Raw genomic sequence first — 24605 nt, 5'->3', positions numbered from 1 at the left:
TTCTTACAGTTATTACTAAAATAATTAGTAATATACATGTAAAATTTTAGCTAATCAGACAATGATATGCCACCACATTCATATACACCCAATTTACATTATACTCCAGATAAACCAAAGAGTATCTATTAAATTATAGTTCTGTAGTATGGCTGCTCGTTGCTTGTCTATCGTAGAGAACTTTATCTATTAAACCATATTCTACTGCCTGAGTAGCACTCATAAAGTTATCTCTTTCAGTATCGCGCATGATTTGATCGGGTGTCTTATTAGTATGCTTCGCCATAATATTATTTAAGCGCTCTCTTACTGCTAAGGTTTCACGAGCATGGATTTCTATGTCAGTAGCCTGTCCTCTATATCCGCCCAAAGGTTGATGAATCATAACCCGAGAATTAGGCAAACAAAATCGTTTGCCTGTGGCACCTGCACAAAGTAGTAAGGCAGCAGCACTTGCTGCTTGCCCAATACATAAAGTACTGACATCTGGCTTAATAAATTGCATAGTGTCATATATTGCAAGCCCTGCAGTAACCACGCCGCCAGGAGAATTAATATATAGAGAAATATCTTTCTCTGGGTTTTCAGACTCAAGAAACAGCAACTGGGCAACAACTAGGTTAGCCATATGATCCTCTACTTCACCTAGAAGGAAAATAATACGCTCTTTCAACAGTCTTGAATAAATATCATAAGAACGTTCACCGCGTGACGTTTGTTCAATCACCATCGGTATTAACCCGCTTGCATTGCGGATAACGTTATCTGAATAGCCTGCCATGCTTATTCTCCTTTTTTCTCAGTGTCCTTTTTGGGATTCATCACTGCATCATAGTCCATATTTTTATATTTCAACTGTGCATCTTCTGCTATTTTATCTGCCACCATGTCTTCCATAACCAATGCTTCGACTTCAGCCATATGTTCTTTGCTACTTTGATACCATGCGCGAAGCTCTTCAGGGCTTTCATATGCGCTGGCAAACTTATCAATCATAGCATCTACTCTGTCTTTATCAGCAACAATTTTATGCTTTTTAACATATTCAGAAAAGAGTAAACCTAAATGTACACGCCGTTTGGCTTGTTCTTCAAATAGCTCCTTTGGAAAATCAGGGATTTTTTCATCTTCTTTATGTTCATGTCCAAACAAACGATGATACATGTCATGCTTTAAATGTTCTATTTCTTTATCTATTAAAGCAAGAGGTAGATCAATTTCATTAACTGACATTAATTTATCAAACAGTTTTTCTCTATTCATCATGCTGACGCGTCGCTCTAATTCTCGCGTCATATTTTCTTTAATGTCTTTTTTGAGTGCCTCAACACCACCTTCTTTGATATTGAAGTTTTTGGCAAAAGCATCGTCCAATGCAGGTAATTTACCTTCCATTACTTTCTTAACAGTAATTTTAAAGGTTGTTTCCTTCCCAGCCAAATCCTTATGACCATAGTTCTCTGGAAAATTAACTTTTATTTCAAAAGAACTATCTATTTTCGCTCCTATAATTCCATCTTCAAACCCTGGAATCATAGACCCAGAACCAATCACAAGCTCATACCCTTCAGCGCTACCGCCCTCAAAAAGTTTCTCATCCAAATATCCTTGGAAATCAATAACTACCTTGTCTCCTTTTTCCACTGCACGCGACACTTCATGCCATTCCTTGTTTTGTTCGCGCAATTTTTCAATCATGTCATCAACGTCTTTATCTGTGACCTCAGAGCGAATCAATTCCACTGTAGCCTGATTTAATTCAGTAATTTCAAATACCGGCATGACTTCAAATACAGCGGTGTACGTGAAATCTTTACCAGGTTCAATTTCTAAAGGCTCGACATAAGGATATCCTGCAGGCACTAATTCGTTTTTTTGTAAAGCTTCATACAAAGTAGATTGTACCATATCCCGGGCAACCTCTTCGCGAACACTGTCAGAGAAACGACTTTTTACCACGTGAAATGGAACTTTTCCAGGACGAAATCCATCCAATTTAACTTTGCGAGCAAGATTTCTGAGACGCAAGCTCACTTCTTCCTCAACTTTCTCTGTAGGCACAGAAACTGTAACCTTACGTTCCAAACCTTTTAGGGTCTCAACAGAAACTTGCATTAATTCACCTCTTGGAAGTTATCATGAAATGGTGCGAAAGGAGAGACTCGAACTCTCACGGGTCGCCCCGCTGGAACCTAAATCCAGTGCGTCTACCAATTCCGCCACTTTCGCAATCAGGTTGGATTATCAATCAGTAATTCAGTCTTGTAAAGACTCAGGTGGAATCTTTAGCGGTAGACCATTACATTTTAACAATGGGGTGAACGATGGGACTCGAACCCACGACAACCGGGATCACAACCCGGGGCTCTACCAACTGAGCTACGCTCACCATAAGTTATTTTTTTTCAGGACTTACGAAAACCCCCATTAAATGGTCATTAAATCGAATGGAACAACCAACAAAGTGCGGAGGATTTCGTAAGCCCTGTTCCAGCTACAATACAACAAAGCAAGGCGGCTGGCGCGCCCGGCAGGATTCGAACCTGCTACCCTCGGCTTAGAAGGCCGATGCTCTATCCAGATGAGCTACGGGCGCTTAAATTGGTCGGGGAGGAGGGATTTGAACCCCCGACATCCTGCTCCCAAAGCAGGCGCGCTACCAGACTGCGCTACACCCCGATACCCGTCCCAAGGACAGAGCGCAGATAATACTAGGAGCTATCCCTAAGGTCAATATCCTTTAGCATTTAATTTTAAAATTTAGTTTATTCAGAGTCTTGTCGAGTGATAAAAGATTTCCTTCCAAACAATTTTAGTAAGAAAAATACAAAGAGAAAAAAGTACAAAATGAAGTGCACTTTAGCGTACAAGAATTTGATCATAATATAATTAGGCAAAAACTATCCTATAAATCTTGACGGAATCTTAAATAAAGCAAAAAATTCAATTAAAATCACCACTCATCTATAATCTCATCATGAAATCAAAATTATTGCCATTGTTTGATAATCTTAATCACCTTCATAAAAATCAGGAAAATGTAATATTGCCCGATCAAAAATTTAGTAATGACTTTATTTTCTGCTTAAATTTTTTAAAAAGCTATTCGGGAAGCGAAGGCACCTTTAATAGTTACAGAAGAGAAACAGAACGTCTATTACAATGGTCATGGCTTATTAAAAACTCTTCTATTGATTCATTAAAACGTGATGACATTGAGCAATACATTCATTTCTGTCAAAACCCACCAAAATCATGGATTAGTTTAAAAAAAGTGCCTAGATTTATAGAAAAAGAAGGTAAAAGGATACCTAATGAAGAATGGCGCCCTTTTGTGGTTACTATAAGTAAAGCATCCAGAAAAAATGGGAATACTGCTTCAATAGATCAATTTAAGTTATCCCAGGGAGCAGTGCAGGAAATATTTGCTATTTTAAGTACCCTGTTTAATTTTTTAATCGCTGAAGAATATCTGGTTTCTAATCCTGTTGCACTCATTAGGCAAAAAAGTAAATTTATTCGCAAAAGACAACATAATACCCCCATCAGACGATTAAGTTTGATTCAATGGAATGCCGTTCTGAAAGCAGCTGAAACATTAGCTCAGGACTCCCCAGAAAAACATGAACGTACCCGTTTTATGCTAAGTCTGTTGTTTGGTATGTATTTACGAATTTCAGAACTTGCTGCCAGCGATCGTTGGATACCTAGCATGAATGATTTTACAAAGGACAGTAACGGTCATTGGTGGTTTACGACTGTGGGGAAAGGAAACAAAGAACGGCAAATTGCAGTAAGTGATGCAATGTTGGAAAGTCTCACTCGTTGGCGTCTGTTTCTTGGGCTTACCCCCCTGCCCTCGCCTGCAGATAATTCGCCTTTGCTCCCTAAACTTCGCGGAAATGGCCCAATGAGCAATACCGCCCCTATTCGACGCATAGTGCAATGTTGCTTTGATTTGGCGAGTGAAGAACTTCGCATCAACGGGTTAACAGAAGAAGCCGATAATTTATCTGCTGCCACTGTGCATTGGCTTAGGCATACAGGAATATCAGAAGATGTAAAAATCCGGCCTCGAGAGCATGTAAGGGATGATGCCGGTCACAGCTCTAGCGCCACTACAGATAGATATATTGACATAGAGAAACAAGAGCGATATCAATCCGCACGGAAAAAAACCATTGAGCCGAATGAGTGATTTATAAAGATTTATGATAAAATAGCTGATTAGCTTAAGATTTATGGTTTAAAATGCTTACCCTGCGCCACATCACTTTATCTAGAGGAGATAAAGTTTTACTCGATAAGGTTAATGTTAGCCTTTATGAAAAACAGAAAATAGGACTGATTGGTCATAATGGGTGTGGCAAATCTACCTTATTTGACTTTCTTTTAGGTCAATTAGCCCCTGACAGTGGTGAATACCTGATTAATCCTCAGCTTAGTATTAGTCATTTGTCACAGCAATTACCAGATAGCAATGAAAAAGCCTTGGATTTTGTTCTTGGTGGTGATAAAGAACATATCAAGTTGCTAAAACGTCTTGCAGAGGCTGAGAGGAAAGGCAATGACTCTGAAATTTTGCTTTGCCATGAAGAATTGTCTCACACTGGCGGCTACAGCAAACCAGCGCAAGCAGCCGCCATCATGTCAGGATTAGGGTTTAAGGGAAGTCAGCAACACGATCCGGTAAATAGTTTCTCCGGTGGATGGAGAATGCGCTTAAGTCTCGCGCGCTGCTTAATGAACCCTGCCGATCTTCTTCTGCTCGACGAACCTACAAACCATTTGGATATGGAAGCTATTTTCTGGCTGGAGCGCTATTTAAAGCAAAGCCCAAGTACCATTATTCTTATTTCACATGATAGAGAATTCCTTGACGCTTTTGTTACCCATATCTTGCATATAGAAAATCGAAATTTGACTCTCTATTCAGGGGATTACAGTTGTTTTGAAAGAATTCATGCCCAGCAATTGACTTTGCAACAATCCATGTATGAGAAACAACAAACCAAAATCAAACATATGATGGCTTTTGTAACACGGTTCAAAGCAAAAGCAGCCAAAGCCAAGCAAGCTCAGAGCCGAATCAAAGCAATAGAGAAAATGGAAATCATTGCAGCTGCACAAGTTGATTCCCCATTTTCTTTTGACTTTTTCCCCTGTCCTCGCGCAGGAAATCCTTTAATTCAATGCAATCAAGTTGATGCAGGCTATATTAATCAGCCTCCCATTTTGAAAAAAATTAAATTATCTATTAATCCTGGTGACAGAATTGCTTTACTGGGGCCTAACGGCGAGGGAAAATCGACTTTAATTAAAACTTTGACAAGTGATTTACCAGTACTAAACGGAGAAATACATCGTTCTCCACATTTACAAATAGGCTACTATGCTCAACATCAACTCGAGCAACTAGACTGCCAATTAAGCTCTGTTGAAACTCTCCAAGTTCTCTCTCCTGACGTGAGAGAACAAACCATACGAGATTTTTTAGGTGGATTTAATTTCACAGGAGATATGGCTGTGCAATCTATTCATCACTTTTCAGGTGGAGAAAAAGCTCGCTTAGCATTGGCAAGGCTAGTTTGGTTAAAACCTAACCTTCTTTTACTTGATGAACCAACAAATCACCTGGATCTTGGTATGCGTACAGCCATTGAATTAGCTCTGCAAACTTATGAGGGAGCATTAATTTTGATTTCTCATGATCGCCATTTACTTAAATCGAGTGTTGATAATTTCTATCTAATTTATCAAGGAAAAGTGCAACCATTCGAAGGAGATCTAGATAATTATTATACCTGGTTGCAAACTAAGGACTCAGTAAAAGAATCCAAAATATCTATATCACCCAATGAGTATAAAGAAAAAAAGAGTTACCAAAACAAATTAAAAAAACTGGAACAGCTCATTAATCATTATCAAGAACAACTTCATGATTTCGATAAACAGTTATCTGATGCGGCTCTATATGAGCAAGCTAAAAATAAATTGGACAAATTATTAAAAGATCGTGAAAGCGTTCATTCCTCTTTAATTCAAGTTGAGGAAGAATGGTTAGAGATTTGTCATATTTTAGAAAGCACAGATTAAACTTCCCCTATACCTACCCAATATAAAGCTTAAAATTGTCACATTTCACAATAAGTACCAATAGTGATTGTTCTATTATGGGGTAAGTGATAAAGATCTATGTCTAAAGCAGCATTCCGCAATAGAAAAGCAAATAATTTTTTCTGCCAATAAAACAAATGTTTTTTTCGTGTTATTGTAATATTGATACGTTCAGCTAAAAAAGAAGCATTCTCTATATCAAAAGGAAATGGCAAGATTTTGTTTTCTTTACATTGCAATAACGCACGAGGCACATTAATTGCCTGCATAAAACCATAATGTAATTTTAAACCGTAGATTTCTTCAGTTAATTCCTGTAATTCGTATCTCTTTTTTATAGCAACATAAGGATAATTTTCAATAACAATACTAACAATTAATACTTGCTTTGGGATTATATGATTCAGTTCTAAATAATGAAGAAATATCCCTCCGCTTTTGTCATAAGGATCCGTTATAAAAATAGTCGTTAAATCTTCTATGCAATGCAATTTCTTATGCTCAAATTGTTTGATTATCTCAGGTAAGGTGATTTTATTCATATAATAGGACGAGCGTAGAAAATCCATCCCCCTACTCCACGTTATCATAACAATTCCGGTTAATGTGGCAAAAACCAGCGGTATCCAGGCTCCTTGATTTATTTTGTGGAGGTTTGCGCCCAAGAACATCAAGTCAATTAATATAAACAAGGAGAAAACTTGTATTATCTTGGCAATAGACCAATGCCAAAATAACCTGGCAACAAAAATCACGAGTAAAGCCACAATAATCATCACCAAATTAACAGCCATGCCAAAAGCAGATGCTAACGCATGAGAACTCCTGAACAGCACCACTAATGATAGAGTTCCAAAAGCAAGAACAAAATTGATAGGTGGAACATAAACTTGGCCTCTTTCATCTTTAGATGTATGAATAATTGACAACCGAGGACACACATTTAACAATATTGCTTGCCTTGCCAAAGAAAAACTAGCGGAAATGACTGCTTGGGATGCAATAATTGTCGCAATCGTGGCAATGAGAATAAGAGGATAAGAAAACCATGGTGGTGCAAGCGCATAAAATGAATTGGATATTGCTTGAGGATTCTGCAACAAGTAAGCTCCCTGACCAAAATAATTCAATAAAAGCATAGGAAGAACGATAAAAAACCAACCTATTCTAATTGGTGCTTTACCAAAATGCCCTAAATCCGCATACATTGCTTCTGCACCGGTAATTACAAGAAAAACACCGCTCAATAGAATATAAGCATGCCATCCCCCATGATATAAAAATTTAAAAGCATAATAAGGATTAACCGCAACCAATACAGATGGATTATGAATTATAGCGATGCCACCTAATATTCCAATAGTAATAAACCAACATAACAGAACCGGTCCAAAAGAAAAACCAATTTTCTCTGTGCCGAAATGTTGTGCAAGAAACAAACATAATAAAATCGTGAATGACAGTGGAACCACTAAATGTGAAAAATTAGGAGAAATAACCTTTAATCCCTCAATAGCACTCATTACCGAAATAGCCGGTGTTAGCATTCCGTCACCTAAAAGTAATCCAGCCCCTATAATACCGATAAAGAAAAGTACTCTAGGGTAAGGCTTATCATGGCTTTTAAATAAGGATAATAATGCTAAGATACCGCCTTCTCCAGCATTATCGGCTCGTAAAAATACCGTCACGTAACAGGTCGAAATAACTAAAATGAGTGACCAAAAAACAAGAGATAAAACTCCCAGAATATTTTCAGAAGTAATGGATAACTCGGGCAAGATTTGCTGAAGTGAGTAAAGTGGACTGGTTCCAAGATCGCCATAGACTACACCGAGTGCAGCAAGCGATAATGGCAAAATCCTTTTAGCGTCTTTATTTAGCATTTTATCCACAAAATAATAAATGACTTACATCTAGAATAACATGTCCATTTTACAAACCTATACTGAAATATCCTTTCGAAATGTTTCACTGGCTAAAAAGACAGACACAATCGTAATAATAGCCATAATGATAATGTACACTGAAACAGGCCATGAACTTCCATCTGACCATCTTACCAGAGCTGTAGCAATAAGTGGCGCAAGACCTCCTGATAACGCAGATGATAATTGATAGGCGAGAGATGCCCCACTGTAGCGAATGCGTGTTTTAAAAAGCTCAGAAAAAAACGCACCTTGAGGACCATGCATAGCCCCATGGCAAATGCCTAATCCAAAAACGAGAGCAAACCATATCAAAAGAGTAAATTGGGTTTGTAATAGCCAAAAAAAAGGGAATGCAAATAAGCCAGATAGGATAGCCCCGAATAAATAGACAGGTCGACGACCAATACGATCAGACCAATTTCCAAACAAAGGTATAGTGAATGCTTCAACAACAGAAGCGATCACAATCCCAGATAGAATAATATTTTTTGATAAATGCAGTTGATAAGTAGCATAGCTTATAACAAAAACACTATACAAATAATAAGAAGCGCTTTCAACAAAACGTGAGCCAATTGCCAAAAGAAAATTTTTGGTGGACTTTCGGGCTACCTCCAATGCCGGCAAGCGAGATCTTCTTTTTTTTTGCTTTAAATTACGAAAAATGGGACTTTCCAAGAGACGTAATCGGATAATCAACCCTACACCAACAAGACAAATACCTAAAATAAAGGGTACACGCCAGCCCCATGTTAAAAATTGCTCTTCGGGTAAAGATGAAAATAAAATAAATATTAAAGTAGATAAAATTAAACCTACTGGAGCTCCTGCATTGGGCCAACTGGCATAAAATCCTCTTTCTTTTAGTCGGCTGTGTTCTGCAGCCATTAATATTGCCCCGCCCCATTCACCGCCAACCCCTAAACCTTGGCAAAACCTCAAAATGAGAAGCAAAATAGGAGCAAAAATACCAATAGTATGGTAGGTAGGTAAAACTCCGATAAGGAAAGTCGATAACCCCATAATAGTAAGGGTAACAACCAACATATCTTTCCTACTAACTCTATCCCCAAAATGCCCAAATACAAGACCTCCTAATGGCCTTGCAAAAAAACCAACTGCATAGATTGCATAAGCTGCCATAGTACCTGCAATAGGATCAAATTTAGGGAAGAAAAGTTTATTAAAAACCAGGGCAGAAGCAGTACCATAAAGAAAAAAGTCATACCATTCAATGGTCGTACCAATAAAACTAGCGAACGCCACTTTTCTAGATAACTTCGACTTTGGATCTCTCCTCAGCATTAATTACATCCCTATAAAATAATGATCGTTATCTATAAGGATAGTACTTAAATTTAAAAAGTCCTTCTGAACAAATCAGTAGGACTAAAAGTTGGTTTATCTTACTTCTCAGGAAATGTATTTATTTGAGTTTATTTGCTGAGCTTGTTGATTCTGAGGCATTCAACAGATCTAAAAAGTACTTTACTATTCTTGTAACCTTTCAAGCATAGCTTTAGCTGCCAACTGCTCTGCTTTTCTTCTATTTGGACCTTTTCCATTAGATATGTGACTAATTCCTTCTACTGAACAAGTGACATAAAATATTTGATCATGCTCGTCACCTTCAATCTTTATCAGATTGTATTCGGGTAAAGCATATTTGGAGGCTTGTAGAAATTCTTGTAACTGTGTTTTGGCATCTTTTATACTGTAATTTAAATCAGGATCGTCCAGTCTTGAGCTGTATAGATTCAAAATAGCTTGTTTTGCAGCACTCATACCTCCATCGAGATAAATAGCGGCTAATACAGCTTCCAGAGCATCTGCTAAAATAGAGGCTCGGCGAAATCCCCCACTCCTCAACTCCCCTTGTCCCAAAAATAGATAATCCCCTAACTCTATTTCTTTGGCTATTTCTGCCAACATTTCGCCTTTTACAAGAAAAGATCGTAATCGACTGAGTTGACCTTCACTGTGCAATGGAAAACGAGTAAATAATTCGTTTGCAATCACAAAACTTAATATGGAGTCGCCAAGAAATTCAAAGCGCTCATAATTATTACTCCCAGCGCTACAATGTGTTAAAGCCTGCTTTAAATACGCGATATTGTCAAAATGATAATTTAAACGCCTGGATAATCTTTCTAAATTAATTTTCACTACCTGCTACTACCTCAAAACTATCTTCAAAATTAAATAATATGCTCATATTATATATCAGAGGCCTAATCACTTGATATTTTAATTTAACTTTGAATTGATTAGGACCTGAAGGGCTTATCATTAATTGCTCCTGCTTTAAATCGTCTATACCATTGATTTCTAATCGCTTCGACACACTGCTTCTTAAAACCATAACATCAGCCATAGGATCCCCCGATAAAGAAGAAGCAGGAACAGAGTTTAATGATTTTATCGAATGCACAATAGAATAATATTGTATATAAACTGGGACTACTCGCATTACAAATATACCAGCCATTATAACTACAGCAGCAGTAAGCAGCATACCAATTAATGTCATTCCCTTTTGTTTTCGCATAGATTGTTCCTTCAATGAATTAATCTGCCTATTTTAGACCATCGTACGTTATCCGTCTTGCCATTCCAGCTCATCCAAACAAGAAAAGCCTCTCCCCTTAAATAACTGTCCGGTACGAATCCCCAGAATCGACTATCAGCACTATCATCTCGATTATCGCCCATCATGAAGTAGTTCCCCTCAGGCACAACAACATCAAAATCGACAGCAGCTATATCAGGTCTGACATAGATATCATGAATTACACCATTTAAATCTTCTTTATACTTTGTAACTGCTTTCCCAGAGCTTTCATCAGTAGTGTATTCAACAAAAGTTTGTTTTGCTTCCTTACCATTAATAGTTAATTTTTTATTATGATAAGAAACCCTGTCACCGGGAACTCCAATCACCCTTTTAATATAGTCATAAGATGGCTCTGGTGGCCAACGAAATACAGCAATATCTCCAGTTTTAGGATTAGCTATTGAAAGCACTTTTTTTTCCCAAACAGGCAGCCTCAAACCATAAGCAAATTTATTAACGGCTACAAAATCGCCTACCAACAAAGTAGGCTCCAAAGAACCAGATGGGATGCGAAAAGGTTCAATTAAAAAAGAACGTAATAATAAAACAATAAGGAACACTGGAAAAAATGAACGCGAATATTCAATAATTCGATTAGGCTTTTGCTCAGAAGCCCTGTTTTTAGCCCAAAAGAGCCAATCCAGTAAAGCAATCAACCCGCTGACAGCAGATAATATAACTAATATTAAAGCAAAATTCATAAACTCAATATCCTCGAAACGAAGGCGCATTTATAATTACACTATATTCAAAAATTTGAATAAGCCTCACTATCCTTTCCTCATGCCACTCGGTTTTTAAACTATCACCGAGCGGTGGCTATGGGTAAACAGACTCATAGAAAACTTATCCTACTTTTTCTTGTCTGATTGAAATACCGCCATGAATGCTTCCTGAGGTATTTCAACGTGTCCAAGTTGTTTCATTCTTTTCTTCCCTGCCTTTTGTTTTTCTAATAACTTCCGCTTACGCGTCACATCTCCACCATAGCATTTTGCTGTAACATTTTTACGAAGTGCTTTCACTGTTTGTCTTGCTATAATATGACTTCCTATTGCAGCTTGAATAGCCACGTCAAACATCTGTCTTGGAATCAATTGTTGCATTTTTTCTGCGATTAATTTTCCACGACTATGCGCGGTATCTCGATGAACAATAACAGCAAGAGCATCGACACGTTCACCATTAATTAATATATCCATCTTCACTAAATCAGCGATCTGGAATCTTTGGAAATTATAATCCAGAGAAGCATAACCTCGACTTACTGATTTAAGTCGATCAAAGAAATCAGATACTACTTCACTCATTGGAATATCATAAACAACAGAAACGTGGCGACCGCTATAAGTCATACTCACCTGAACACCACGTCTTTCAATACACAAATTAATAATAGGCCCCAAATAATCTTGTGGAACTAAAATATTAGCCCTAACTATCGGCTCATACATTTCTTTAATTTGTGTCGTAGGGGGTAAATGAGAGGGATTATCAATGAGTAAAGTCTCTCCTTTCTGAGTAATTACTTGATAAACTACAGTGGGTGCTGTAGAAATCAGATCAAGATTATACTCCCTCTCCAAGCGTTCCTGGATGATTTCCATATGCAGCATACCCAAAAATCCGCATCGAAAACCAAACCCTAAAGCCTCAGAAGATTCTGGCTCATAAAATAAAGAAGCATCATTTAAACTTAGCTTGGCCAAAGCTTCCCTAAATGCTTCAAAGTCATCAGAACTAACAGGAAACAAACCGGCATAAACTTGAGGCTTAACACGTTGAAAGCCTGGAAGCGCTTTCTCCGCAGGATTTTTATCCAATGTTAAAGTATCTCCAACTGGAGCGCCTTGAATTTCCTTAATACCAGCAACAACATAACCCACTTCACCTGCAGACAAGGCATCCAGTTTAGTGCGTTTGGGGGTAAAAATACCCACTTGATCCACTTCATAAGCTCTACCAGTGGACATTACCCGCATTTTATCTCCCTTGCGTATTGTACCATTAACAATACGAACCAATGAGACAACCCCTAGATAGCTATCAAACCAAGAATCAATAATCAAAGCTTGCAATGGAGAATGACTATCTCCTTTTGGTGGGGGAATATTAACAACTAAAGCCTCCAAAACATCATCAACGCCCAAGCCACTTTTAGCGCTCACTCTTATAGCATTTTGGGCATCAAGACCAATAATATCCTCGATCTCGGCAATAACTCGATCGGGTTCTGCCTGTGGTAAATCAATTTTGTTCAGTACTGGCAATACGGTTAGGGATTGATCAATGGCCGTATAACAAACCGCTAAAGTTTGCGCCTCTACTCCTTGTGCAGCATCAACAACCAAAATAGCTCCTTCACAAGCAGCTAAAGAACGAGATACTTCATAACTAAAATCAACATGCCCAGGCGTATCAATAAAATTCAATAAATAGTTCTTCCCATCTTTAGCGGTATAATTCAATGAGACACATTGAGCTTTAATGGTAATACCTCGTTCACGCTCTATATCCATAGAATCAAGAACCTGTGAGCTCATTTCACGTTCAGTTAAACCGCCACAAATTTGGATGAATCGATCAGCCAATGTAGATTTGCCATGATCTATGTGGGCAATGATTGAAAAATTCCGAATTCGATTTAAATCTTTCAACTGTTCAAACCTTCTTGCAAATAACGTAAGTCTATCGCAAATGTCAACGTACAGAAAGTAGGCAAAGAAAATTCTACAATTTTTATCATCGTTTAGCTTAGTAATATTTGGCCCTTTCAAGTGCGAAATGCAACATGTCCTCCCTCACTACATTACTGAATTAGACACCACCGCTGATGGTGCTGGCCGACCTCTGGCTGTATAATTCTCCCAAGGCCGATGTTTTTGCTCGACATAAGCTTTGAAAACGATGTGAGAAAACGAGCCGGAGCGGCTCCGAGTGGCCCACGCGGCCGACGAGACAAGGGACCGATTGCATATTCATAACCCAGCCCCGAAAAAGAATCAAACGCTAACGGAAAAATCGAGCCCTTCCCATACTTAAACTTGACTGAGCGCGCCGGTTTTTCTTTATTTTCTACCCGGCCATAAAGCCCCTGAGCAAAATCCATTGCTATGTTGGCAGGTAGAAACCGCTGTACATAACCTATGACCTGCCGCCAAAATAAATTTTTTTGGTTCCAACTCCAGTCATCATATTGGCTATCATAAAGCTCAAATGCATTGATGAGATGTTGTGGGTTAAACACGGCTTCTTGGAATGAACGTTTCGTGAAATCGACTCTAAACCGCTCAAGATTTCTCCAAAGCAACGTATCGTTAGGTATCTCAAGACTGATTGCTTTTTGTATATCCGTATCACTACTTTGACTAATTGTTTCTACAATTTGACTGAAGTCAAACGAGGTTTGTTCTTGATAATACTTTTCATGCCCTTCTCTGAAAATTTCTTGATATTGGCAGGCCATTTCTTCTTCTGGCATGTATTTGGCTAACATCGCACAGAGTTCATCATCCATGGCACAAAGCGCTGCCTGAAAAGCAGTCTTTTGCTTGGCCTTACGTCTTGAATAATCAATGACAGTGACTTTTTCTTTGAGTAGTGTCTCTAATGAGGATGGATTGGCTTTAAGTAAGGCTTGCGATTTTGTAAAGTCCTCATACACAATATATTGTACTAATTCATTCGCAAGTGAAGAAGATTTCTTGAAGAACCCTGCTTGGGTGCTCACGTTCCCTCTTTCAGTTTCTGCCTGATTCAGCAATTCAGCAAGTCTATTGCCCATCGTGGTTTCTGTGAGCAGGGTTTGTAATGTGCTATTCTCCAATAATAGTTGACGGCCTTTTTTAGTGCTCGTCAGCGTTTCTGCAATCGTTTGTCCTTGGTATTTGCCCTCATCAATAGCGATATTCATGCCTACCACCGTCATCGTTTTCAAGAGATGCTGATGCTCATGTAACCAGTAGAGGGTATCGCTTTTATGTGCTTGGCTAAACAATAGTGGTAGTGCTGCATTGATGTCTACACCCTGCTCTACATAAGCTCTCACCGCAACCACATCCTTTTCGGCAATGGCAATAGCAAAATAGATGGCTTGCAAACTAGGTTCTTTTTTTAGTAAAGCTGTTAACTGTGGCGCTTCATTATGAAGAATAGCTAATAGTTCTTTTTGCGCATTTGACGATTTACCATAAAGAATAGCGCTTACAAAGACTGCTTTTTTCTCCATGCACCATGCGTTGAAGAATTCTAAGAATTGAACTAAGAATTGAACTAATTCATAACCATTAGAAATCAGCGTGCTCAAGGTTGTTACATCCACGGCTCTATTTTCATCTAGTAACAGGCCATCTAATAAAGCTTCCTCTGCCTCTGAAAGGGTGACATAGTACTCATCTCTTAATTTTTTCAATAACTGATGTTTGACATTTTGCCAATTGATGTTGATTACTTGTCCCGACGAGTCTTCTATTTCAAATAACTCTCCCTTTGGGATGGGAATAAAGAGGTTGAGACATTCACAAAATTTTTGATACTCCTCTTGTTTATAGTCATTTTCCAACTCACGTTTGCCATCGTATCCATGCGTTGCCATCAAAGCCTGTAGTTCATCGCGGAGTAAATTCACGAGCGAGAATAACTGAAAGTGGTTGGCAAACCCGGCTTTTAATCGGGCTAGAATTTGAGCATCAGAGAGATTGCTGCTTCCCGTGTTAGAATAAGCATAGTCCGTATTGATAGGCCAAACCCCAAAACCAGCGTCTCTAGCAACTTCTATCACCCGGTTGTGCACATGAATGCCTTGAGGGTTCTTTTCTGCAATAATGTTTGCTATCCTATCCACAAGATTAAAGCGAACCTCAGCAATTAATTCATCCATGTTTTGTGGCATATTAAAGCGAGTAATGGTGTAATTCACTCGATTAGTAAACCCTGGTGAGCATTGGCCCACATCCTCCTTAATTCTTGAGGCAATCAGCTGTTTTTGGTCATGGGTTGTTTTAGAGTGCGTAAAAAGAAAGTACAGAGTGCTTAAGGACTCCAGTAGCTGAGGTTTTAATGTGTAAGTTGATTGCGCCCCGACGTGCTTGTCTAATTCTTAAAAAAACAACTCTTTTTCTGTCAACAGGACTCCTGGATTTTTTTGGTAATCAAAGTGTTCTTGCTTCGTCTCATCATTGAGCTTTAATTGAACACTCAAAAGCTCATAAAAGTCGCTGAGCCAATCATCAGGGAGGCTTGTTGGCACCGTAATGGGTAAGCGCTGCGGTTGCTGTGTGTAGCATTTATCTTGGTTTAAAATCGGCATAAACTCGCTCTCATTTTTGCTTAAGCTAACGCAGTTGTTGTTGGTGGTTGTGTTTAAATAATGGCCATTGTAACATGGGCTGTAGGGAAGGTTAAGGGTGGTGGTTGTTTTTTATGTCGTTGTTCCAAATTTGCTAATAACCGTTATTTTTACTAAAATCCCAGATTTTGCAACAACACAGGATACATGATGCGGCGAATCATATGGCTAGGTTTTATTGCACTCTTTTTGTTGTCCTTCATTGCCCAGGCTAATACAGCATTCACACAGCGTAAAGATGTTCAATCATTTATTAACATGATGGTGAAACAATATCATTTTAATCGGAAACAAATAACTGAAGCGATGAACCAAGTTAGAATTCAGCCTCAAATAATAGAGTCCATGGAGAAACCATACGAAAAGAAAAGTTGGGACGTATACCGCACTTTATTCCTTACCGAGCACAGATTAAACGCTGGGCTACAATTTTGGGCTGAAAATAAAACAACTCTGGAAAAAGTACATAAACGTTATGGGGTGCCCCCCGAAATCATTATTGCTATTTTGGGTGTTGAAACTTTGTATGGCGAGCGCCAGGGAGAAAATCGTGTTTTGGATGCATTAGCTACATTGGCATTTAATTATCCTAAACGCTCTGCCTATTTTACCAAAGAGCTAAAAGAATTCTTCTTGCTTTGTCGAGAACAAGGTGTGTCACCCCTTCAATATCGAGGCTCCTATGCTGGCGCTATAGGGAAACCACAATTTATGCCGAGTAGTTATCGATATTATGCGGTTGACTTTAACAATAACGGCCGCCGCGACCTGATTAATGACAATAGTGACTCTATTGCTAGTATCGCTAATTACTTTCATAAACACGGTTGGCGATTAAATCAGGGTATTGCTCAGCCTGCTAAAGTATCTGGATGGCGATACAAACGCTTATATATGAATCCTAAAACAGCAAATTATAATTACTCTCAGCTCATAAGTGCTGGTATAAAACCTATAACAGCCTCCCAGAATCATCCTGCACGCGCCGGTCTAATTGAGCTAGATACTAAACGAGGTAAAGAATATTGGATAGCGTACCCCAATTTCTTTATCATCACTCGCTATAATGCCAGCCCGCAATATGCCTTAGTAGTCTATTTGTTATCTCAGCAATTAAAGCAACACTGGTATGCTAATATGACTAAAAAACATAGGGCTTATGCGTAACCAGAAATAACAATTCTCTGGGTTCATTGATCTTTCGCTTGCTTAAGGCCATGAGCATATAGAAATGTCAATGAACCCTAGTATATACTGTAGAATTACTAGCTGATTTTGCAAGATTTTGCGTAATAGTTCAGGGAAATATCTAGAATTTTGGCGCCCTGGTTGAACAGTTACGATTGAACAGAAAACATCAACAACCATAACTACATAGAGCTTGACTCATGGATAACTGTTTTATATTTACTAAACATCTCAATGATAACGGTTGTTTCTGTTTAAAAATATCTCAAGATGGAGAAGTGATTGCACCTCCTGAACAGCGAGATTTCTCTCAAATTCAATCTTTACAAAAAGATACCAAGACAGTTATCATAGAAACATGTGCTAGCGCAATACTTCTTGAGCTCGCTATCCCATGGCTACCTGAACGCAAAGCCAGAATTGCTATTCCCTATGCTCTTGAGGATAAACTGGCTCAGCCAGTAGAAGAGCTTCACTTCGCTTACGACAAACATTACTATCAGAATAATCAATATATTATTGCGGTAATTGATAAACAGAAAATAAACAATTTAATTCAATTTTTTGATGAGAAAAATATTGAATTTGAAGCTATTACTCTCGACTGGTTTGCTCTTGAACCCCAGGAATTAGTCATCAGCGAATCTGAGCTTCTTATTAATAAGAACGACTTTAAAGGTAACTTGTCTGGCGAACTTGCTAAAACCTATCTTCAAAACCATTTACAAAATCAGGTTTTCACATTCCTAGACAGCAATCTTCCTACTTATGCTAATGCCATTAAAAATGAAGAGCACTCTTATACATGGATTGCAAGAAGATTAATAAAATCTAACCCTCTCAATCTGTGTCAGGGTGAAATGCAACATGGGAAAACAGTAGACTGGATTAAAAAAGGGTATCAATTAGTTGGAATACTTTGTACAATCTGGTTAATAACCATCCTTATCGTCAATTGGCTCACCCTTCATTCCCTCAACAAACAAATAGATATAATGGATCAACAAATTGCTGTGATTTATCGTGAATTTTTTCCAGATGCCAAGCAAGTGATCAGTCCTAAATTCAGAATTAGCCAGCTTCTTGGAAGTAATGCATCCGATAATCAAACTCGATTTTGGTTTATATTAAACCAATTTGCCAAGGCCATGAAGGACAGTGCAATAAACATTGAACAACTTAGATATCAAAATAAAATAATATCAGTTACTTTAGTAAGTTCTGATTTTGAAAGCCTACAAAAAATTGAAAATAAACTAAAACAATTACAACTTAATGTAAAACAAACGCAAGCTTCAACTAAAGATCAACAAGTTGTCGCAACCCTGGAGCTCACGTGAAAAATTATTTAAATACATTAAATGAGAGAGAGAAATGGATGGTTATAGCAGCCGGACTGTCACTTTTCATTTATAGTTATTATTTATTCCTTTATGCACCGTTAAGCCATCAGATCAAACAAAAATCGGCCCAATTAATTGAAAAAATGGAAACGCTGGAATGGATGAAGCGAGTCAAAACTCAAGGACGCCCCTCCAGAAAAAAACAATCAGTAGAGAATAGCCAATTATTAACTATCCTTTCTTCCCAATTAAAAAACAATAAAACACTTAAATTTCCCTATCAATTGCAACAAACAGGCTCAGGAGATATCCAGCTAACTTTCGATACGGTACCTTTCCAACACTTTATTCAATGGCTCGCAAAAATTAATGAGGAATATTTTCTCAATATCAAACAACTTGAAGTTGATAGGACTGAAGCTCCTGGGATAACTCGCTTAATGATTATCCTGGCTGCTGGGTAACACCATTGACTTCTTTCGAAACTCGCTGTTATGAGAGAAGTTCGAAGGAGTATATGCGAGCACCGTATCAGCAAAGCAATTCTCCAGTAGAGTTTTGAAAAAATATCTGCGTGCAAGATATAGAAAAAATACCTTAATCATCCAAATTGCCTTGAATGCTGCCCCAATTTTTAATTCCGGCACCTTGTTTTACTTCAGGCGGCAAGGACTCCAATGCTTTTTGAGCGGCTTCTGGGCTATCATAAGTCCCGTATAGGCCCTTATAATAAGCTTTCCCGTTGCGATGGTAACGAACCTGCGCCATCCTGTCATTTTTAGGCGCTTTATAGAGCTTTTGGGCTACCAAAGCGGCTTTTTCATCATCTGCTAACTCGATAGTATAGCCTTGAGGATTTTGGTTGTGAACCCAGCTTTTGTCTCTATCTTTAAACGATACAGGAGAATGATATTCACCAACATGATAAGAATCAGGGACGACCACACCTTGTGCAGGTCTATAATCATAACTATCATTGTGCATTGTGTAGTATGTCTGTGGATACAACTGACTATAATCATAAGTATAAACTTGGTAGCCGCTTGTATAAGTATCTTCATAGACCATACAGGAAGACAAATTCATAACAAAGATACTTAAAGCGAGGTATTTGATACGAGTATTCATTGCAAATTCCCCTCAATTTTGCTTTTATTCTTATTAGTTGTTATCTACAAAATAAAAGAAAACTTTAGAAAAATTACCTCATATCAGATAAAAATTTTATAGCTCTTATTATGGATAAAGTGATGCAATCCAGAGCTAATTTTGGAAAACTTAAATTTGCTCCTTATACAGATTGAGAGTAACCATCTGTGAGCAATAAGAGAAATCTTGTTTCAAAATGCAGTATAGAATAGAGTATTTAACTTGTACTTTAAAAGAGTAAGAAACATGTGGACCCATAGACGCTCCGGTCAATCCAATCAAAGAGGTTCTCAAGATCACAGAGATCCTTACGAACGGGACAGAACACGAGTAATTCATTGCCCAGCATTTAGGAGACTACAAAGAAAAACTCAAATCCTTGGAACCGACGAAGGGGATTTTCACAGAACCAGACTCACGCACTCTTTAGAGGTCGACTCCATAGGGAGAAGCATAGTACGAAATCTGATGACCAACCAAGATCAACAATTGTTGTTATCCAGCCTTTTGCCTAATGATGATCTTATCAGTGTCATTTGTTTGCTTCATGATATAGGCCACCCCCCTTTTGGACATGGCGGAGAAGTTGCATTAAATTATATGATGCGCAATTATGGAGGATTCGAAGGCAATGGGCAGACTCTTCGCTTGCTCACTAAAGTTGAAACCAGCTATGGGGGCTATGGCTTGGATTTAACTCGTCGCGCTCTATTAGGTATTTTAAAGTACCCAGTGAAGCGTTCTAATGTGGTTGCTCCTATTCAGCCACCTATTCATGAGTCTATCCATAAAACGATTAAAATTAATGATTGGTTACCACCAAAGGCCTATTTTGATTGTGAACAACCAGAAGTAGATTGGCTATTGTCTCCTTTATCACCTAATGACAGAGAATTATTTCAATCACTTTCAAAAATACCTAGTGGTACCCAGGCTGGGAAAGCAGCCTATCATAGTTTTGATTGCTCTATAATGGACACAGCGGACGACATAGCATACGGGGTCCATGATTTAGAAGATGCGATTCACTTAAGATTAATTAACAGAACACATCTTGATACCCCAGAGTTCAGGCAATTAATAAGCGAAACGTCACTTGCTAAACATCAGGAGCGTTTACTTAATTCCTTATTTTCCCATGAACTTTGTTTAAGAAAACAGGCAATTGGAGAAATGGTTAATTATTTTATTACCTCTACCCAAGTTATCGTAACTCATGAAGGATTTGAAAATAATCTATTAAAACATAATATTGCTCTTCTTCCTGAAGCTTATACCCTGCTGAATTATTTGATGCAGTGTATCTTTAATAATGTGATTAATTCACAAGAGGCTCGTACTTTTGAATATGGCGGCCAAACTGTAGTACTCAGATTATTTGATGCCATCAGTTCTAATCCTTCAAGCTTACTTGATAACAAAAATCGAGTGTTGTTCTCTCAAGCCCCGGATGAGATTGCCGCTTATAGAATAGTTTGTGATTATTTAGCGAACATGACTGACGAATACGCCTACAGAATGCACGAGAGATTGTTTGGATTTAATACAAGAACAATTTTTGAGCGATTGTAAAATACCAAAATATGAAAAGAAATAGGATTTAGGGGAACAGTAACTTTTTGCTACTTCCTAAATCCTCTCTAAATATTTGCAAAAATTTTTCCTAATTCCTTTCATAACATTTCCTTAATGCACATATGATATACTTAAAGTACATTAATTACCTATTTGAATAAAATGGCATACACACTCACTTTATTAGGCACAGATACTCAATTTTCTCCAGGCCACGTAGATAATGAATACGATAAGGCTGAAACCTTAAGCTACGTATCCACTTTAGTGGATAAAGATAAATCGGAAAATAGATTATACCCTACTGATGAGGTAATCAAGTATAGAACTTCGAAAATTGCCGTTGTAGACGGCCCAACAACCTTGGGCTCCGAAGTTGGCGATAGAATTGCACGTGGTGTTGAAGCCATATTAGAAGCAATTAGCCGGGGTGAAACTGATATTAGTATTACTGCTCATAGCCGAGGAGCCGTAGAAGCAATATTGGTAGCTCATGAGTTAGAACGAATTCAAATGCTTCTTGGAAAAGGAGGTTTCGATCGTTCCCAATTAACAAACAGTGTTTGTAAATATACTAAAGCTGCGATGAATGGGTCGCATAAGAAGGCTTTCGACGCATTGGATCTTGAAAAGATTGCTAGCCATATTGGTAATGTAAAAATTTCAATGCTTAATATTGATCCAGTACCTGGTGGCAATTATATGGGTATTACACATGCCTCCTCTCTTGCCTGGAGAGATCCGCGCTTTTACATTGTACCCAAGATAGTTAAAGAATATGAGCAATATACTTATGAAAATGAGAGGACACGTTGCTTTAAACCTATTGTGCCGAAATGTGCATCAGCAGAAACCAAATTTAAACTTCATAGCCTACCTGGACATCACGGTACAGGTTCAGGCAACCTATTAGATCAACAAAGAGGCAAAAATCCTACCAATAAAACTACCCAACACGTACAAGAATTAGTAGTGGTTAAACTTATAGATTTTCTAACTCGTAATGGTGTAGCTGTTACACCTAAACCGCTAGAAGAAGATCCTTTTCCAGAACTTACTTATCAACTTTTTAATGGAAAATCAATTATTAAAGAACAATTAAAATCTTTATACTTTAGACTATATGACGAGATTATTAAAAACAGAGAAGCATACCAACATTTTAATAAAACATCCTATGCTGTTCTTGGTCAAGAACAAGCCATATTAAAGAAAATATGGTCTATCACGGATCAACGTATTGTTCATTATCAATCTCACAATGATACTTATTTAGAAACAATTGTTCCTCCAGTGCCAGGTGGCCACTTTTTAAACTATGAACACGCACGCCTCCATTTAAACCAAGAATTAGGTTTAGAAGAAGGAAAATCACTTAGTGAAACAATTAATAAGGCAGTCAATAGACTAATTAAAATATGCAAACATACCAGTGAATTAAAAGATTTAAAAATTAACAAACAGGCAGAAGTTAATCCTTCTGCCTCCGTTTTTCTTGATAAAATAGCCCCTACTCTTGATACCAAAGAAGGATTTGAGCTCTTTTTGGAAGGTTTGGGTATGCTAATCGAAGAAGTAAGAAGACCTTATCTGCAAGGCCAATTAACTGATCCAATAGAGAGAGAAAACTTATATAATGCCGTAACTAGGGCATTCCATTTGTTTAATGAATACGCACAAAAAAACCCTCAAAATGAACTAGTAAAATCCATTCTGAATACATTGAATTCTGATTTAAAAACTACATTGGAAACAAAACAAAAGACATTAAATGAGCAATATGAAGACCTCTCAATAAAACTGAAAAGCAAGAAGTTTTTTACTGTTCTTCAAAATAAAATTCAAGAGATTAAGACCAACCTAAATGAAAAAACGACGGGACACGACGGGTCTGCATATATATTAGATCTGCACTTACAGGAATTCTTAAGGGATGCAGAGGAGTTATCCAATTCAAATGTTAAAGACATTAGAGCTTTCCTGGAAAACAAACTCGAGATCTTTCAAAAAATAGAGGTTACTAGTGAATTAGCGCAAAATACCCGTGAATGGGCATGTCTGGTTTTAAATGAAGCCATAGATGATAGCTTGAATTATAATGTAGAGAATTTAATGGCTGAAATCATCAAATCATATAATGAATTAGATAAATTTAAAAATGCCCTCCCTGATTTTAAAGTACTTTATAATGCATTGGACTATGAACAATGGGCATCTCAGTTAGAAGAACGACGAGATCATATGGTTCATTTAGCCGCCCGATATATAGTAAATGAAGGTTGGATCCTGAGAAAGATATTAAGCCTCTTTTCGAAAAAGATAATGTACTCTATCAACAAATTGAAGCACTTGCCATAAGTTTAGGGGCAAGAAATCCACTGAATTCCACAATAAAACAGCTTGAGAGAGCGCTTTCAAATCAGCAGATTCTTTTATATCAAACCAAAACAGAACAAGACAAAATCATTGAACAATTAAAAGAAAAAGAAACTCAATTAACGTATTTAACCGAACAACTAGAATCAACCAATCAAGATCAACTACAACAAATCCAGTTTTTAAATAAAGAAAAAGACAAGTTGACCCAGGAAATTGAGCAATTAAACAAGATCAAAACCTCTCATGGGCAAACCATCGATCAATTGAGCAAGCAGGTGAGAGAACAAAAGCAACGTCTCGATGTCTTAACGAAAGAAAATGAGCAACACATCCTTTCAATCCAGGAATTAATGCTTCTTGGACAAGCACAAACCAAGACTATTGAGCGATTAAAAGAAAAAGAAACACAATTAATGCGTTTAGTCGAGCAACTAGAGTCAACCGGCGAAGAACAAGTACAACAAATCCAGGTTTTAAATAAAGAAAACGACAAGTTGACCCAGGAAATTGAGCAATTAAACAAGCTCAAAACCTCTCAAGGGCAAATCATTGATCAATTGAGCAAACAGGTGAGAGAACAAAAACAACGTCTCGATGTTTTAACAGAAGAAAACAGGCAACACCTCCTTTCAATCCAGGAACTAAAGCTTCTTGGGCAAGCACAAACCCAAACTATTGAGCGATTGAAAGAAAAAGAAACTCAATTAATGCGTCTAACCGAACAATTAGAGTCAACCGATAAAGAACAAGTACAACAAATCCAGGCTTTAAATAAAGAAAAAGAAACATTGGTCCAGGAAATTGAGCAATTAAACAAAATCAAAACCTCTCAAGGGCAAACCATCGATCAATTGAAAGAACAGGTGAGCAAACAAAAACAACACCTCGATGCTTTAACAGAAGAAAACAGGCAACATCTCCTTTCAATCCAGGAACTAAAGTTTCTTGGACAAGAGCAAACC

General features: G+C 37.8%; 19 protein-coding genes and 4 tRNA genes. 8 read left to right on the top strand and 15 right to left on the bottom strand.

Annotated features, from left to right (window positions below):
- Positions 1-133: 133 nt before the first annotated feature.
- The 6 genes from clpP to OK13_RS08375 all read right to left on the bottom strand — a co-directional run bounded on the left by clpP (position 134) and on the right by OK13_RS08375 (position 2679).
- Positions 134-781 (bottom strand): ATP-dependent Clp endopeptidase proteolytic subunit ClpP, encoded by a 648-nt coding sequence (gene clpP / locus OK13_RS08400; protein WP_035890089.1) that lies wholly within the window; start codon positions 779-781, stop codon positions 134-136.
- Between the two features lie 2 nt (positions 782-783).
- On the bottom strand, positions 784-2115 hold the full coding sequence (tig, locus tag OK13_RS08395) for a trigger factor (RefSeq protein WP_035890087.1): 1332 nt from the start codon (positions 2113-2115) through the stop codon (positions 784-786).
- Positions 2116-2144: 29 nt separating this feature from the next.
- Positions 2145-2229: transfer RNA gene (locus OK13_RS08390), tRNA-Leu, on the bottom strand.
- An 84-nt stretch (positions 2230-2313) separates the two neighbouring features.
- A tRNA-His gene (locus OK13_RS08385) sits at positions 2314-2389 on the bottom strand.
- 130 nt (positions 2390-2519) lie between these two features.
- A tRNA-Arg gene (locus OK13_RS08380) sits at positions 2520-2596 on the bottom strand.
- Positions 2597-2602: 6 nt separating this feature from the next.
- Positions 2603-2679: transfer RNA gene (locus OK13_RS08375), tRNA-Pro, on the bottom strand.
- Positions 2680-2977: 298 nt separating this feature from the next.
- Between OK13_RS08375 and OK13_RS08370 the strand changes: the two genes are divergently transcribed.
- Positions 2978-4198, top strand: coding sequence for a tyrosine-type recombinase/integrase (locus OK13_RS08370; RefSeq protein WP_035890086.1), 1221 nt, complete (start codon positions 2978-2980; stop codon positions 4196-4198).
- 53 nt (positions 4199-4251) lie between these two features.
- Positions 4252-6096: an ABC-F family ATP-binding cassette domain-containing protein gene (locus tag OK13_RS08365; protein WP_035890084.1), complete on the top strand. Its 1845-nt coding sequence runs from the start codon at positions 4252-4254 to the stop codon at positions 6094-6096.
- Positions 6097-6134: 38 nt separating this feature from the next.
- Here OK13_RS08365 and OK13_RS08360 read toward each other — a convergent pair whose 3' ends face one another.
- The 8 genes from OK13_RS08360 to OK13_RS08325 form a co-directional block, all read right to left on the bottom strand.
- Positions 6135-8003: a potassium transporter Kup gene (locus tag OK13_RS08360; RefSeq protein ID WP_035890082.1), complete on the bottom strand. Its 1869-nt coding sequence runs from the start codon at positions 8001-8003 to the stop codon at positions 6135-6137.
- A gap of 57 nt (positions 8004-8060) precedes the next feature.
- On the bottom strand, positions 8061-9353 hold the full coding sequence (locus OK13_RS08355; protein ID WP_035890077.1) for an MFS transporter: 1293 nt from the start codon (positions 9351-9353) through the stop codon (positions 8061-8063).
- A gap of 186 nt (positions 9354-9539) precedes the next feature.
- A complete protein-coding gene (rnc, locus tag OK13_RS08350) occupies positions 9540-10214 on the bottom strand; it encodes a ribonuclease III (protein WP_035890071.1) in 675 nt (224 codons plus the stop codon).
- Positions 10204-10596, bottom strand: a complete 393-nt coding sequence (locus tag OK13_RS08345; RefSeq protein ID WP_035890060.1) for a DUF4845 domain-containing protein — start codon at positions 10594-10596, stop codon at positions 10204-10206. The genes rnc and OK13_RS08345 overlap by 11 nt, the downstream gene beginning before the upstream one ends.
- An 11-nt stretch (positions 10597-10607) precedes the next feature.
- On the bottom strand, positions 10608-11363 hold the full coding sequence (gene lepB / locus OK13_RS08340) for a signal peptidase I (RefSeq protein WP_035890055.1): 756 nt from the start codon (positions 11361-11363) through the stop codon (positions 10608-10610).
- 150 nt (positions 11364-11513) lie between these two features.
- Positions 11514-13319 carry a translation elongation factor 4 gene (gene lepA / locus OK13_RS08335; protein ID WP_035890049.1) on the bottom strand — a complete coding sequence of 602 codons (1806 nt, stop codon included), beginning with the start codon at positions 13317-13319 and terminating at the stop codon, positions 11514-11516.
- Between the two features lie 152 nt (positions 13320-13471).
- Positions 13472-15580, bottom strand: a complete 2109-nt coding sequence (locus OK13_RS08330; protein ID WP_152571640.1) for a hypothetical protein — start codon at positions 15578-15580, stop codon at positions 13472-13474.
- 180 nt (positions 15581-15760) lie between these two features.
- A complete protein-coding gene (locus tag OK13_RS08325) occupies positions 15761-15970 on the bottom strand; it encodes a hypothetical protein (protein ID WP_035890031.1) in 210 nt (69 codons plus the stop codon).
- Positions 15971-16159: 189 nt separating this feature from the next.
- Here OK13_RS08325 and mltB point away from each other — a divergent pair, with 189 nt between their 5' ends.
- The 3 genes from mltB to lspM all read left to right on the top strand — a co-directional run bounded on the left by mltB (position 16160) and on the right by lspM (position 19004).
- Complete coding sequence (gene mltB / locus OK13_RS08320; protein ID WP_035890023.1) at positions 16160-17176, top strand: lytic murein transglycosylase B; 1017 nt, start codon at positions 16160-16162, stop codon at positions 17174-17176.
- A gap of 221 nt (positions 17177-17397) precedes the next feature.
- Positions 17398-18537, top strand: a complete 1140-nt coding sequence (gene gspL, locus OK13_RS08315; protein WP_035890017.1) for a type II secretion system protein GspL — start codon at positions 17398-17400, stop codon at positions 18535-18537.
- Positions 18534-19004 (top strand): GspM family type II secretion system protein LspM, encoded by a 471-nt coding sequence (gene lspM / locus OK13_RS08310; protein ID WP_035890009.1) that lies wholly within the window; start codon positions 18534-18536, stop codon positions 19002-19004. The genes gspL and lspM overlap by 4 nt, the downstream gene beginning before the upstream one ends.
- A 133-nt stretch (positions 19005-19137) precedes the next feature.
- Here lspM and OK13_RS08305 read toward each other — a convergent pair whose 3' ends face one another.
- A complete protein-coding gene (locus OK13_RS08305; RefSeq protein ID WP_035890002.1) occupies positions 19138-19668 on the bottom strand; it encodes an SPOR domain-containing protein in 531 nt (176 codons plus the stop codon).
- 267 nt (positions 19669-19935) lie between these two features.
- Here OK13_RS08305 and OK13_RS08300 point away from each other — a divergent pair, with 267 nt between their 5' ends.
- From OK13_RS08300 to OK13_RS13950, 3 genes are all read left to right on the top strand, one after another.
- On the top strand, positions 19936-21261 hold the full coding sequence (locus tag OK13_RS08300) for an anti-phage deoxyguanosine triphosphatase (protein WP_035889998.1): 1326 nt from the start codon (positions 19936-19938) through the stop codon (positions 21259-21261).
- Positions 21262-21426: 165 nt separating this feature from the next.
- Positions 21427-23622, top strand: a complete 2196-nt coding sequence (locus OK13_RS08295) for a hypothetical protein (RefSeq protein ID WP_052117624.1) — start codon at positions 21427-21429, stop codon at positions 23620-23622.
- Positions 23544-24605 (top strand): guided entry of tail-anchored proteins factor 1 (locus OK13_RS13950; RefSeq protein WP_479463101.1); only part of this gene is annotated, 1062 nt, incomplete at its 3' end. The genes OK13_RS08295 and OK13_RS13950, both read left to right, overlap by 79 nt.

This window comes from Legionella norrlandica, from assembly GCF_000770585.1.
Classification (GTDB): domain Bacteria; phylum Pseudomonadota; class Gammaproteobacteria; order Legionellales; family Legionellaceae; genus Legionella; species Legionella norrlandica.
Note: the sequence above shows the minus strand (reverse complement) of the source record. Positions and strands in the feature narration are given on the sequence as shown.